A 14,404-nucleotide genomic window follows, 5' to 3' on the forward strand; every position below is an offset into this window, starting at 1 on the left:
AGCCTTTTATGAGAAAACAGTTAACTATGATCCAACTCTCACGGGCATTAGTACCGATTTTTGTCATGCTATTCCATGCAAATTCATTTATGAACTTTTATTTCCAATATGATTTTATGAGTTTAATTAATGTTGAGAAATCTGGTGGAGTCTATTATTTTTTTGCCCTTTCTGGATTTATGGTTTACTACCTACATCACAATGAAATGGGAAGTGGGAGTGGCATTAAGAAATTCTTATATAGTAGGTTTATCAAGATTTTTCCAATTTATTGGATTTGGAATCTTTGTATTTTACCTTTTCCCTTTCTTTTTTTTGGGATCATAACGAATGCTGACAGAAGTATTAGCTCCATTATTGCCTCATTATTATTGCTACCAAGAGAGGCAGCACCCTTATTAATTGTTGCATGGTCATTAGTGCATACAGTGTTTTTTTATTTGGTTTTTTCTTTAACATTTTTTAAAAATAAATGGTTATCAATTTGTATACCTGTAATATGGATAATTGTTTCGATTGCTTTCAGTTTCAATATTCTTTCTAGCTCTAACTACTATATTAATTTTTTATTTAACTCTTATAATTTAATCTTTATTTTGGGTGCTGCATGTGCATATTTTGTACAAAAAATTAAGTTGAACTCATATGTAGCCTCTTCCATTGCATGTATTGGATTACTCGGATTTCCTGTATCGTGGATAATGATTCAATATGGACTTATGGAAATTAATCTTGAACATATGACAACATTGTCATCGGTCTTGTTGATTCTAGGGTGTTCTTCCATTGATTTACAAAGGGATATAAAAATACCTAAATTTGCAAAGCTTCTTGGTGATGCTTCTTTCTCCATTTATTTGACGCATTTTTCGATCATGTCAGCTATATGTATTAGCCTTCGTTCCATGCCTTACATAAATATAAATGGATTTTTATTAGGCATATTATTAATGCTGATTTCAATTATTTTTGGCTGTTTACTATATAGATATGTAGAAAAACCGTTTCATAGATGGTTAAAAAATTTACTCGTTAGAAAACAAACGATTTTAGCAGCCAGGGAAATCTAAAAGTGAAAGGAGAAATAAGCGTGTACACAGTAAGGCGAACCGCTTATATATTACAAATTCATAAAAATCCAAACCAGGTTAACAAGTTTATTTCTCAGCTAATTTCGGAAGAACAGGCTGATGTATATATTCATATTGACAAAAGAAGTTATGATGAAATTTATCCAAAAATAATTAAAGTCCCGAATGTGAAAATTTTGAAACAAAGTATCCATTGTGAATGGGGAGATATTAGTCAGATTGATACAACGATCATGTTGCTAAAAGAGGTGCTCGCTTCAAAAAATGAATATGACTATGTTTGTTTAAGAAGTGGGCAGGACTTATTAGTGAAAAATGGTTTTAAAGATTTTTTATTGGAACATAAAGGGAACATATTTATGAATTATCGAAACGTTGGAAAAGAAAACATTGGGTTAATGATGATCAAATGGCCGAAGGTAATGAGAAGACGCTATACGGGTGTTCATCCAATCAGGATATTCAGAAGGATTCTATTAAGTCTTTATGGAAAGGGAATAAAGATTTTTGCTAATAAAAAAAGCTGGCCATTACAATATTCATTTTATAAAGGTTCACAGTGGTTTGCTGTTCCATTCGAAGTAGCAAACTATATGGTGCAATTTTTAGATGAAAATGAATGGTATTATCAATTTTTTGAGGATTCATTAATTCCAGATGAAAGTTTTTTTCACACATTAATTATGAATTCACCGTATAAGCATAAGGTGGTAAATAATAATCTATTTTTCTTAAAATGGGGAGAAACATTGAGCGAACGGAATTCCCCTCAAGATCTTACAAAAGAGGATATACAACTAATTGAGCAATCCGAACAGTTTTTTGCAAGAAAATTTGAAGAAGATATTGATAACAATGTTATTGAGTATTTTTCCGAAAAGGCAAAGTTTGCCAAGTGTAGAGTAGAGAATGTAGAAGTTGGTGAAAAAATTAGAGTTGTTCAATCATAATAAATTCAGGAAGACATGTCAGTTCGTTACAAACTGGGGTGTCTTTTTTGTTATGCAAGAAATACGGTTGACCAAAAGGAAAGGGAGTCATGGATATGATCACTATTTCTGAAACAGAGGATAAATCTAATGTAAGCAGTTTAGCAAATGTAATAGATTTTCAGACTATCAATAGAATTGAAGAGGAAAATGGTTCTTCATTTTATATTTTCGATGAAAATAAATTACGAGAGAATTATCGAAAAATCGAAACAGCTTTTAAAAGTAGATATGAAAACTTTATTATTGGCTACTCTTATAAAACAAACTATCTTCCTTATATGTGTAAGGAATTAGCTAAATTAGGTGCTTATGCAGAAGTTGTATCACGATTAGAGTATGAATTAGCCTTAAAGCTTGGGCAAGATCCAAAAAAAATCATTTTTAATGGACCATCAAAAGATAAAGAAGATATTTACCTTGCGTTAAATAATGAAAGTATGATGAATGTTGATTCCCTAAATGAATTACAAGTTGTGAAAGAATATTGTGCTAGTAATAAAAATAAGCAAGTGAAAATTGGATTAAGATTAAATTTTGATCTATCCGAAAATGGAGTTAGCCCACTTATAGATGGAGTTGAAATTAGCCGATTTGGGATATCTGTAGAAAATGGAGAGCTGGATCAAGGATTAGCTGAAATAAACAATGTTGAAAACCTTAAGATTATTGGCTTACATGGGCATTTTACGACAAGTAAAAGAAAGGTTGAAACGTTTAAGAGAATAACTAAGGTGCTCTGTACAATTGCGAAAGAAAAAGGCTTAAAGCATTTAGAGTATATCGACATTGGTGGTGGAATCTTCGGGGAAGTTCCGAAGACTCTAATTGATCATGCACCAACATTCGATGATTATGCAGAGGAAGTATGTAAAGTAATGAACGATGAATTCCGATCTGCGACAAATAAACCAACTTTAATAATTGAACCTGGAATAGCGATGGTGGCAAATACTTTTATTTTTATTGCCAAAGTAAAAGGAATCAAAAAAGTTGCCAATGATACTCTGATTCTCGTTGATGGCAGTGTTCATAATGTAAAGCCAACCATGCATAAAAAGAATTTGCCAATGAGGATAGTGAAGAAAAATAAAGATTTACATAATGTTAAAGCTAACTTTCATATCGTTGGTTATACATGCCTAGAGAAAGATTATTTGGCAAATGATTTTAACGAAATAATGCCTGAGAAAGATGATTATATCATTTTTGAAAATGTTGGCGCCTATACGATCGTTTTTAATCCGCCTTTTATTAAAGAAAGACCTGCCATTATCGCAATTGACGGCAATGAAATGACTGTTGCAAGGAAAAAAGAAACAATAAAGCAGTTTTTTAACGAAGAAATCTATCATTTTTAATCGTTGTTAAATGGGGGATATTTAGTGAATATTTTAATTTGTAGTGTTGGGCGACGTGTTCAACTAATTGACTATTTCAAGAAAGAGTTAAATAAAGTAAAGGGAAAAGTGATTGCTGTAGATTGTGATAATACTGCACCAGCCCTGTATCATGCGGATATTTATGAGATTGTTCCTAGAATCGATCATCCTGAATATATCCAACACTTAAAACGTATTTGCCAGAAGTATCATATTAAGGGCATTCTTACGCTAATCGATCCTGAACTGAGTTTATTAACTCGTTATAAGGAAGAGTTTAAAAAAGAAGGTATTCAAATGATTATTTCGGATAGAAAAGTGATTGATATTTGTTATGATAAATACTTAACTTTTCAGTTTTTGCAAGAAAATAATTTACCGTCGGTTCCAACCTATATAGATTTGAATGAAGTAACAGAAGAACTGAACAGTGGAAATCTCGAATTCCCATTAATCGTTAAACTAAAAAATGGGAGCGGAAGCATAGGGATTCATAAAGTGACAAATAGACAGGAGCTTGAAAGTCTTTTAACGCCAAATCATAAATTTATTGTACAGCCATTTATGCAAGGAAGCGAATATTGTGTAGAGTGCTATGTTGATATTATTAGTAAAAAAACAACTAGCTTTTTCAGTAAAAGAAAGTTAAATATGAGGGCTGGAGAAACAGATAAATCGGTTGTGGTGAAAGATCCAGTTCTACACATATTAACAAAAAAATTAATAACTTCATTGGGGCCGGTTGGACCAGTTGATATTGATTTCTTTAAGACGGAAGAGGGATATGTTATTTCGGAAATTAATCCGCGGTTTGGTGGGGGATATCCATATGCATATGAAATGGGGCAAAACTTTATCAAAGATATTATGAATAATTTAAATGGTTTTTCAAATGTTCCCTATGCTAATTATTTAGGTGAATATGAAGAAGGAAAAACAATGGTTAGATATGATCAATTTGTAGTTCTCACATAAGGAGGCATAGCTTGAATGAGAAAAAAATTAAACTTAATCCAGTTTTCACGGGCATTCGTACCGCTTCTCGTTCTATTATTTCATGCGAATGAATTTATGCTTGCTTATTTCAATGTAAATGTTTTAGGATTTGCAGTATATACGGCTTCAGGTGGAGTCTATTATTTTTTTGCTCTTTCAGGTTTTATGGTTTATTACTTATATCATGAAAAGTTTGGAAATCTACAAATATTAAAAGATTTCCTCTTTAAAAGATTCATAAGAATATTTCCAGTATATTGGATTATTACGATTTGTGTATTGCCCATTTTCTATTTCTCCTCAGGCTTTAGTCATGGAACAGAAAAAGAAGTGATTAAAATCATTACATCATTTTTACTAATACCAACAGGAGACGAGCCTATTTTGGGTGTTGCTTGGTCATTAGTGCATACAGTTTTTTTCTATTTAATGTTTTCACTGCTTTTTTTGAAAAATAAAACAATGATTATTGTTCTTCATGTTATTTGGACAGTCATTTCACTTTTATTTAGTATAGGTATCCTTTCAAGTTCTCACTTCTTGATTAATTTTTTGTTTAATTTTAATAATATCATTTTTATCTTAGGTATAGCCTGTGCTTATTTCGTGTTGAAATTTAATTTAAATCAATATCTTTCTTTCTTATTGATTATTTTGGGGATGAGCGGATTTCCGCTTGCTTGGTTTAATAGTAAATATTTGTGGGTTGATGTCAGTCTACAAGTCGTTACGACTATAGCCTCTACTTTATTAATAATTGGATTCGCATCAATAGACTTAAAAAAGGAATTTAAAATCCCTAAATTGGCTAAATATCTTGGTGATGCCTCATTTTCCATTTATCTTATTCATAAAGTAGCATTATCAATTATATGTCGGATACTTAGCTCATTCCTGTTCTTTACTACCCACTATTTAGTAGCAAATTTCATAATTATTGTTTTTGCGATAGCTGCAGGATGTATTGTGCATACATTTATAGAAAAACCAATGAATATAAGATTAAAAAAATTACTTTATCAAAAGCAACAGATTGCTTTATTTAGGTAAGAAAGGCTATTCCGTGTTCGGAGTAGCCTTTTTTTGATCCAAACATTAACGATGAAATAGAAACAATGGAGGTTATGAAATGCCAATCCTAATTACAGGTGGTGCTGGCTATATCGGGACTCACACATGTGTAGAACTGCTTCAAGCAGGCTATGAAATTGTAGTCGTCGATAATTTTTTAAATAGTAAGCCTGAAGCATTGAGACGTGTCGTCGAGATTACGGAGAAAGATTTTCCAGTATATGAAGTTGATTTATTAAATAAAGAGTCATTAATGAGAGTTTTTGCTGAAAATAATATTGAGGCAGTCATTCATTTTGCTGGTTTGAAGGCAGTTGGAGAATCGGTTGCCATTCCTCAACGTTACTATCAAAACAATATAATTGGAACATTGAATTTATGTGAAGTGATGGAAAGCTTTGGCGTGTTTCGGATGGTCTTTAGTTCATCAGCAACAGTTTACGGAATGTCAAATAACATCCCATTCATGGAGGAGCTCCCACTTCAAGCAACTAATCCATATGGAAGAACAAAATTAATCTGTGAGCAGCTTCTACAAGACTTATATATATCCAATCAAAAATGGAGTATAGCTCTATTACGCTATTTTAATCCAGTGGGTGCACATAGAAGTGGTCTTATTGGCGAGGACCCTAATGGAATCCCTAATAATCTTCTACCTTATATTAGTCAAGTTGCAGTAGGAAAGCTAAAAGAATTAAAGATTTTTGGGGATGATTATCATACACATGATGGAACTGGAGTTAGAGATTATATTCATGTTGTTGATTTAGCAGTTGGCCATCTGAAAGCTTTAGATAAAATTTATAACAGTCAAGGTGTTGAAGTGTACAATCTTGGTACTGGAAGAGGATATAGTGTTTTAGAGATCGTAAGAGCATTTGAACATGTTGCTGGTCTAGAAATTCCTTATCGAATTGTTGAAAGAAGAGCGGGTGACATTGCGGTTAGCTATGCAGATCCCCAGAAAGCAAAAAGAGAGTTATATTGGGTGGCGGAAAGAGGAATTGATGAAATGTGTGAGGATACATGGCGCTGGCAAGTAAATAATCCGAATGGGTTTGAAGAAGAGCAGAATCAATATAATATGAATAATTCTCTTATAATTGAATAAAAAATAATTCGACAAATTCCGCGAAAAAATCTTGACGAAACATAAAAAGGAGAGTATTATATAGTAGTTATCACATCAGAAACAAACGATTACAGGGAAACCTGTTTTATTTTTTTTATGATGATATACAATTTCTTGTATACTCTCCATGTGAATTTTATAACAAATAATACGCGGGTGTAGTTTAGTGGTAAAACCACAGCCACGAGCAAAGCTTCCAAGAATTTTCATCGAGTTGCCTCGACGCATTTACATCCTTGAATATGCTAGAAGAGGAAGAGGCATTTGCTCGTAAAGTAAAATTACTTAAAAATACAAATAATATGCGGGTGTAGTTTAGTGGTAAAACCACAGCCTTCCAAGCTGTTGATGAGGGTTCGATTCCCTTCACCCGCTCCATACATATCAACGCAGTGTTTCGATTCGAAAAGAACGAGGTGTTGCGTTTTTTTATTTGCCGGAAATGATTAAATTTTAGCTAAATGGAAAGAGGCCGATATAAACGGAAAGAGACCGATATAAACGGAAACTGGCCGATATAAACGGAAAGAGGCCGATATAAACGGAAAGAGGCCGATATAAATGGAAAGAGGCCGATATAAACGGAAAGAGACCGATATAAACGGAAACTGGCCGATATAAACGGAAACTGGCCGATATAAATGGAAAGAGGCCGATATAAACGAAAACTGGCCGATATAAATGGAAACTGGCCAATATAAACGGAAAATTGCCGATATAAACGGAAAGAGGCTGATATCATTCATAAAGTCGCTGATATATCTAGAAAGTCGCCGATAAACCAGGAAAAGTTACTATAAAAATGCAGGAAGTCGCAATTTTTTTTGTGAAGATTATGAAAAAAGGGTGCCAATCAGCACCCATTAATCGCAAACTCCCCTTCTCCCCCATGAACCTGTAAATACATATCCATCAACGATTTCACCATTTGCTTTGCTTCGTCTATATTTATGGACGGCCGCAAAAAGACGATTTGGACGGCATTCTTCGTTTCCTCTGTTACACAAGTTCTCTCTGAATCTACAAAAGGGCTACCGAACGGACCTTGTTCGTCTACATTAATGATTAAGCGGTGCAGTGAATTTGGTCTTCCATTTAAACCTTGATATTCTTCTCCTTCATCTCCAAGTCTAATGGTAATGTCTCCAGATAATTTATCTAAATCATAAATCCCAATCGGAATTTCATATTGCAAGGAAAAAAAGTTATTTAAATCGATGGAGCTGTTGACTGGCTGTAAGTAGTTTTGCTTTTTTACCCTGCGATATAAAGCTTCAGCTGAAAGGCGGTAACGGTTGGGGTCCTTTCCAACTGATTTGAAAATTTGTCTCCATTCTTTAATTCCTTCTAATTCGTTTACATTTTTATCTTCTAAATCAAAGAAAAGGGACTCCTGGAATAATTGCAATCGCCCCTTTACCATTTGAGGTGATTCGCCAACATGTATATTGTGATAATGGATAACCCCAACCTTAAAGTTAGGAACGAGTGTGCAAAGTTCCTGTGAAAGATGAATTTCCAACGTTTCCACCTCCAAATTTATTTAAATTTAGTTTATCATAATAAACAATGGTCTTTAAATGTAATGCAGTGATGATTAACTGCTAATATAGATGCGAAAAAAGTATTCTTTATATGATTTGCAGCAATTTTAAGGTTTTTTTAGAAAAGAAGGTGACAAATAATGAACTATGCTCAATTAAAGCAAGAGATTATTGAATATAGTAAAACGATTGGAATTGATAAAATCGGGTTTACGACTGCCGCCCCTTTTGATGAGATGAGAAATCGGTTAATCCGGCAGCAAGAGTTGCAATATCAATCAGGCTTTGAAGAAAAGGATATTGAAAAAAGGGTGAATCCAGCTTTATTAATGGAAGAACCTCGTTCCATAATTTCTATTGCACTAGCCTATCCTTCGAAAATGAAAGTAAGAGTGGTCAGTAAAAAGGGAGAGAGAAGAGGCATTTTTTGTCGGGCATCATGGGGAAAAGACTATCATCTCATTTTGCGTGAACGATTGCAGCAGTTAGAAGAATTTATTCAATTAAAGCTGCCTACTGCAAAGTGTAAATCAATGGTTGATACGGGTGAATTAGTTGATAGAGCTGTCGCTGAGAGAGCAGGCATTGGTTGGAGCGGGAAAAATTGTTCAATTATTACACCGGAATTTGGGTCATATGTTTATTTAGGAGAAATGATCACAACCATCCCCTTTGAACCAGATGAACCAATCGAAGATCGTTGTGGGACTTGTAATAAGTGTATTGATGCTTGTCCAACCGGTGCGTTAGTTCAAGGTGGGCAGCTAAATGCGCAGCGCTGTATCGCTTTTTTAACACAAACAAAGGGATATATTGCTGAACCATTTCGTGAAAAAATCGGAAATCGAATATATGGGTGTGACACGTGCCAAACTGTTTGTCCAGTAAATAAAGGAAAAGATTTTCATTTTCATGAGGAAATGGAGGCTGGTCCTGAAATCGTTAAGCCACTGTTAACCCCAATTTTGCATATGAGCAATCGAGAATTTAAAGAGAAATTCGGACATCTTTCAGGTTCTTGGAGAGGGAGAAAACCGATCCAACGTAATGCTATTATTGCATTAGCACATTTTAAAGATGAAACTGCAGTTATTGACTTAATTCAGGTGCTGACAAAGGATCCACGTCCAGAAATTCGCGGCACGGCTGCTTGGGCACTTGGAAAAATTGGTGGAGAAACAGCTCATTTAGCTTTACAACAACGTCTTAAAGAGGAAGATGATGAATCCGTGTTGTCAGAAATACATGGTGCCATAAGAGTGTATAATTAAAGTTTACTTATCAATCGTGTTGAATGAAAGCAATATCCTTTCATATAAATAAATGTGAAAGGAGTGTTTGCTTATGCGAGATCAGCTTCAACAATTATTGGAAAAACGTGTTCAACAATGTGTTACTCCCAATAAAGGTACTTGCACGAAAATTGAGCAGAAAAAGGAAAACTTAGGTAAACGTTCAGGAGATATTGTGAAAGCTCAAGCGACCGGAAAGATTATTTCAGTTGGTGATGAAGTAGCAGATATTCGTAATGTGAATTATCAAGTTCACTTTAAATATTTAATTAAACAAAAAGAGATGTTTATTATGGAAGAGGAAGTGGAAGAGCGCATAGCCGAGTTTTATAAAGGGGTAATCGTGGATGATATAGAAGTCAATCCATTTGAAGTCGTTAAAATAGAGGAAAAGCAAGAAAATGAAAATGTGAGAGAGGAAGAAACACTAGAAAGAATCTCATATGAATATGACCGTTTAAAGGCTGTTCAATATGCTGAAAGATGGTGGAATAGCTATAATCCAGCATATAAGACGTTTGAAGTAAATTGTACGAACTATATATCACAATGTTTATATGCGGGAGGAGCTCCGATGAGAGGGCATCCTAATCGGGGGCAAGGATGGTGGACGACAAATAGTAATTGGAGCTATAGCTGGTCTGTGGCCAATGCGATGAAGAATTATTTGCCACACTCAAAAATTGGTTTGCGAGCAAAAGAGGTATCAAGTCCTAAAGAATTATTATTAGGCGATGTCATCTGCTATGACTTTCAAGGGGATGGACGGTTCGATCATACAACCATTGTTACAGCAAAAGATGCTGACGGAATGCCATTAGTGAATGCAAACACTTATAATAGTAGAATGAGATATTGGGCCTATGAAGATTCAACTGCGTATACTCCAAATATTAAATATAAGTTTTTATCGATTGAAGACGTATAATTAAATATTCCTCTTATGCGCCGTCCTAATTCCTTTGCATAGTGATATAATAAATTATTATAGTTAAATTCTTTTAGAGGTGAAAGACGTGGCATTGCATGTTGTATTATATCAACCAGAGATTCCAGCTAATACCGGCAATATCGCTCGTACTTGTGCAGCGACTGATACGATTTTACATTTAATTCGTCCGCTCGGTTTTTCGACTGATGATAAAATGTTAAAACGGGCTGGATTAGACTACTGGCAGTTTGTAAACATTATTTATTACGATTCCCTAGAGGAATTTTATGAGAAAAATGATGGTGGGGAATTTTATTATTTAACGAAATTTGGGAGTATGCCTCATTCTACTTTTGATTATAGTGATAAGAATAAAGATTATTACTTTATTTTTGGAAGAGAAACGACAGGCCTTCCGAAAGATGTTATTGAGAAAAATAAAGATCGAGCACTCAGAATTCCGATGAATGGAAATGTCCGTTCATTAAATCTTTCAAATACTGCTGCGATCCTTATTTATGAGGCGTTGAGGCAACAAGATTTTCTTCATTTAAAATAGACGTTATCAAAGCTATCCTGATTGCTATGCATTTAGGATAGTTTTTTTGATTTTTAAGAGCTGTCCGATTGGAGAAAATAACATTAATCAGTACAATATGGTATGAAAGGATGGGAAAATATGAATGAAACGATAAATTTACAGAGGAATCATCGCTCTATTCGCAAATTTGAGGATAAATCTTTATCTAAAGAGCAAATTAAAACAATTGTTGAAAGTGCACAATCAGCATCCACTTCAAGCTTCATCCAGGCTTATTCGATTATCGGTGTTACTGATTACGAAAAAAAGGAAAAATTGGCACAGCTAGCAGGTAATCAAAGCTATGTTGCCCGAAATGGACATTTCTTTCTATTTTGTGCAGATTTCTTTCGTCATGAATTAATAGGAGAAATGGAAGGAAAAAATGTACAGGCTTCATTAGAAAGCACTGAGAAATTTATGGTCGCTCTTATTGATACAGCATTAGCTGCGCAAAATGCAGCTTTAGCAGCTGAATCAATGGGGCTCGGAATTTGCTATATTGGCGGAATCCGCAATCATCTTGAGGAAGTGTGTGAGCTATTAAAAATTCCTTCAAGAGTTTTGCCTCTATTCGGGCTAGCAGTTGGTTATCCCGAAAAAATGACTGATAAAAAACCGCGGCTTCCATATGAGCATGTTTATCATGAAAATGAATATGAACAAAATGAGGAAGAATATCGTAATCAGCTTGAAACCTATAATAAGATCATTTCTAACTATTATGCCGAAAGGACAAATGGTGAAAGAAAAGATACTTGGACGAGCCAAATGGCGAACATGCTCGAAAAGCACACGAGAATGAGTATGAAGGAATTTGTAGACATGAAGGGATTCAATCGAAGATAAAAGATGGAAATGAAAAAGCTGCTATTTTTTTAGCAGCTTTTACTTATGGATTAAAAATATGGAATACAAGCTAATTCCCGATTACATCTATCCTTTTGCTTACCCCTTACGAATCATTACGCTCCTGGCTTGTCTTCGTAGCCTGATGTGAAGATAGCTGCTAAAAATGCAACCATAACACCAATAATTAAAATAAGTTTCATTTATATGTAATCCTCCTTTGAAAATGATAACTAAGTATAAGCTTATTATAGCCCAATACATAAAAACTGTGAATAAAATCTATGGAGAATTTTTAACAGTTAAAAGTTGAAACCATTCTCTCGTTTGCATGTTCATTTACAGGATTGCATACAGTATATTAATCGTCTCTGATTAGTGATGAGGGGGAGGAACATATGGATATTATAAAGAAAATTGAGATGTACCGCCATGAAGAAGAAAAACTCAAATGGGAAGGAACCTTTAGGGAGTATTTAGAAATTATTAAAGAGAAGCCTTGGGTTGCCCAGTCAGCACATTCGCGTGTCTACAATATGATAAAGGACGCTGGTGTTGAAGAAATAAAGGGGCAGAAAAGATATAAGTTTTTCTGTAATCAATTGTTCGGTCTTGAAGAGGCTTTAGAACGATTAGTCGAAGAGTATTTTCATCCAGCAGCGAAAAGACTTGATGTAAGAAAGAGAATTCTTTTACTTATGGGGCCAGTAAGTGGCGGAAAATCGACATTAGTGACGATGTTAAAGCGAGGGCTGGAATCATATTCACATGATGATCACGGAGCTATATATGCGATAAAAGGCTGTCCAATGCATGAAGACCCGCTTCATATGATACCACATCAATTCCGTCAAAACTTCTATGAAGAATATGGAGTAAGAATAGAAGGAAATCTGTCACCTCTAAATATGATGCGGCTGGAGCAGGAGTATGGAGGAAGGATTGAAGATGTTCTTGTCGAAAGAATTATTTTTTCTGAAGACCGCCGAGTAGGAATTGGAACTTTCAGCCCGTCTGATCCGAAATCTCAAGATATTGCAGATTTAACTGGAAGTATTGATTTCTCGACAATTGCAGAATATGGATCTGAATCTGATCCAAGAGCTTATCGTTTTGACGGAGAACTGAATAAAGCGAACAGAGGGATGATGGAGTTTCAGGAAATGCTTAAATGTGACGAGAAGTTTCTTTGGCATTTATTATCATTAACGCAGGAAGGGAATTTTAAGGCAGGGAGATTCGCTCTTATTTCTGCTGATGAGTTAATTGTGGCTCATACGAACGAAACCGAATATCGTTCGTTTATTTCCAATAAGAAAAACGAAGCCCTCCATTCTAGAATTATTGTCATGCCTATTCCGTATAATTTAAAAGTCACGCAAGAGGAAAAAATATATGACAAAATGATTCGAGAAAGTGATGTATCTGATGTCCATATTGCTCCACATACATTAAGAGTAGCAGCGATGTTTACCATCTTAACTCGTTTGAAGGAGCCGAAAAAAGGTGATATTGATTTAGTAAAGAAAATGCGCCTTTATGATGGGGAAAGTGTGGAAGGCTACAATCAGGCAGACTTGAATGAATTGAAAAAGGAATATGCAGACGAAGGAATGAGTGGAATTGATCCACGATATGTCATTAATCGAATTTCTTCAACAATCATACGAAAAGAAGTTTCCTCTATAAATGCACTCGATGTTTTAAGGTCATTGAAGGAAGGGCTAGATCAGCATCCATCCATTACAGCGGAGCTAAAAGAACGATATTTAAACTATATTTCTCTTGCTCGAAAAGAGTATGATGATATTGCAAAGAAGGAAGTTCAAAAAGCATTTGTCTATTCTTATGAAGAATCGGCTAAGACACTGATGGATAACTATCTTGATAATGTCGAAGCTTATTGCAATAAATCCAAGCTTCGTGATCCATTAACAGGTGAAGAAATTAATCCTGATGAAAAGTTAATGCGTTCGATTGAGGAGCAAATTGGCATTTCTGAAAATGCGAAAAAAGCATTCCGGGAAGAAATTCTTATCCGTATTTCTGCTTTTGCCCGTAAAGGAAAACGTTTTGATTATAATTCACATGATCGACTTCGTGAAGCCATTCAAAAGAAATTATTTGCTGACTTAAAGGATGTCGTCAAAATTACAACCTCAACGAAAACACCTGATGAACAACAGCTTAAGAAAATAAATGAAGTCGTTGCTCGATTAATTGATGAGCACGGATACAATTCGACATCAGCGAATGAATTATTGCGCTATGTCGGCAGTTTATTAAATCGTTAACATCGTTAAATATCATAAAGATGAAAAAGGACTGACAAATGCTGTCAGTCCTTTTCATGTATATGTTTAGTTTAATAATCACTTTCTTTTAATCATCCAGTTTCTTCGTATTCGAAGCGTCATTTACTTCTGCATGGCAAGTTTGGCAAATCGGTTTGTCATGAATATAAATGGTATGATCATACATAGAAAGCTCACCACAGTTACAGCAACAAATGAGTTCACTCATCATCTCACCTCATTACTTAGA

Annotated in this window: 13 protein-coding genes and 1 tRNA gene; 12 read left to right on the forward strand and 2 right to left on the reverse strand. The window is 34.5% G+C overall.

Features of this window, described 5'->3' with window-relative positions; translation table 11 throughout:
• Positions 1–8 precede the first annotated feature (8 nt).
• The 7 genes from KDN24_RS07390 (at position 9) to KDN24_RS07420 (ending at position 7,042) form a co-directional block, all read left to right on the forward strand.
• Complete coding sequence (locus tag KDN24_RS07390; protein WP_409971482.1) at positions 9–1,070, forward strand: acyltransferase family protein; 1,062 nt, start codon at positions 9–11, stop codon at positions 1,068–1,070.
• Between the two features lie 20 nt (positions 1,071–1,090).
• Complete coding sequence (locus KDN24_RS07395) at positions 1,091–2,041, forward strand: beta-1,6-N-acetylglucosaminyltransferase (protein ID WP_409971483.1); 951 nt, start codon at positions 1,091–1,093, stop codon at positions 2,039–2,041.
• Between the two features lie 95 nt (positions 2,042–2,136).
• Entirely contained in the window at positions 2,137–3,441 is a 1,305-nt protein-coding gene (locus KDN24_RS07400) for a type III PLP-dependent enzyme domain-containing protein (RefSeq protein ID WP_409971484.1), read from the forward strand.
• A 24-nt stretch (positions 3,442–3,465) separates the two neighbouring features.
• Positions 3,466–4,437 (forward strand): ATP-grasp domain-containing protein, encoded by a 972-nt coding sequence (locus KDN24_RS07405; RefSeq protein ID WP_409971485.1) that lies wholly within the window; start codon positions 3,466–3,468, stop codon positions 4,435–4,437.
• A gap of 15 nt (positions 4,438–4,452) precedes the next feature.
• The gene (locus KDN24_RS07410) at positions 4,453–5,508 is read left to right on the forward strand and encodes an acyltransferase family protein (protein WP_409971486.1); all 1,056 of its coding nucleotides are present in this window, start codon (positions 4,453–4,455) and stop codon (positions 5,506–5,508) included.
• A gap of 79 nt (positions 5,509–5,587) precedes the next feature.
• The gene (gene galE / locus KDN24_RS07415) at positions 5,588–6,643 is read left to right on the forward strand and encodes a UDP-glucose 4-epimerase GalE (RefSeq protein WP_409971487.1); all 1,056 of its coding nucleotides are present in this window, start codon (positions 5,588–5,590) and stop codon (positions 6,641–6,643) included.
• 325 nt (positions 6,644–6,968) lie between these two features.
• A tRNA-Gly gene (locus tag KDN24_RS07420) sits at positions 6,969–7,042 on the forward strand.
• 475 nt (positions 7,043–7,517) lie between these two features.
• Here KDN24_RS07420 and KDN24_RS07425 read toward each other — a convergent pair.
• Positions 7,518–8,186 (reverse strand): B3/B4 domain-containing protein, encoded by a 669-nt coding sequence (locus tag KDN24_RS07425; protein ID WP_409971488.1) that lies wholly within the window; start codon positions 8,184–8,186, stop codon positions 7,518–7,520.
• 162 nt (positions 8,187–8,348) lie between these two features.
• Here KDN24_RS07425 and queG point away from each other — a divergent pair, with 162 nt between their 5' ends.
• The 5 genes from queG (at position 8,349) to prkA (ending at position 14,154) form a co-directional block, all read left to right on the forward strand.
• Positions 8,349–9,479, forward strand: a complete 1,131-nt coding sequence (queG, locus tag KDN24_RS07430; protein ID WP_409971489.1) for a tRNA epoxyqueuosine(34) reductase QueG — start codon at positions 8,349–8,351, stop codon at positions 9,477–9,479.
• A 73-nt stretch (positions 9,480–9,552) separates the two neighbouring features.
• Positions 9,553–10,428 (forward strand): amidase domain-containing protein, encoded by an 876-nt coding sequence (locus KDN24_RS07435; RefSeq protein ID WP_409971490.1) that lies wholly within the window; start codon positions 9,553–9,555, stop codon positions 10,426–10,428.
• An 88-nt stretch (positions 10,429–10,516) separates the two neighbouring features.
• A complete protein-coding gene (trmL, locus tag KDN24_RS07440) occupies positions 10,517–10,990 on the forward strand; it encodes a tRNA (uridine(34)/cytosine(34)/5-carboxymethylaminomethyluridine(34)-2'-O)-methyltransferase TrmL (protein ID WP_409971491.1) in 474 nt (157 codons plus the stop codon).
• 120 nt (positions 10,991–11,110) lie between these two features.
• Positions 11,111–11,860 (forward strand): oxygen-insensitive NADPH nitroreductase, encoded by a 750-nt coding sequence (nfsA, locus tag KDN24_RS07445; protein ID WP_409971492.1) that lies wholly within the window; start codon positions 11,111–11,113, stop codon positions 11,858–11,860.
• Between the two features lie 398 nt (positions 11,861–12,258).
• On the forward strand, positions 12,259–14,154 hold the full coding sequence (gene prkA / locus KDN24_RS07450) for an ATP-dependent protease PrkA (RefSeq protein WP_409971493.1): 1,896 nt from the start codon (positions 12,259–12,261) through the stop codon (positions 14,152–14,154).
• Positions 14,155–14,242: 88 nt separating this feature from the next.
• On the opposite strand, the gene KDN24_RS07455 is transcribed toward prkA, so the two are convergent.
• Positions 14,243–14,383 carry a hypothetical protein gene (locus tag KDN24_RS07455; protein ID WP_409971494.1) on the reverse strand — a complete coding sequence of 47 codons (141 nt, stop codon included), beginning with the start codon at positions 14,381–14,383 and terminating at the stop codon, positions 14,243–14,245.
• Positions 14,384–14,404 lie beyond the last annotated feature (21 nt).

Origin of the sequence: Cytobacillus sp. Bva_UNVM-123 (assembly GCF_046351715.2) — a bacterium.
In the GTDB taxonomy this organism is placed as follows: Bacteria; Bacillota; Bacilli; order Bacillales; family Cytobacillaceae; genus Cytobacillus.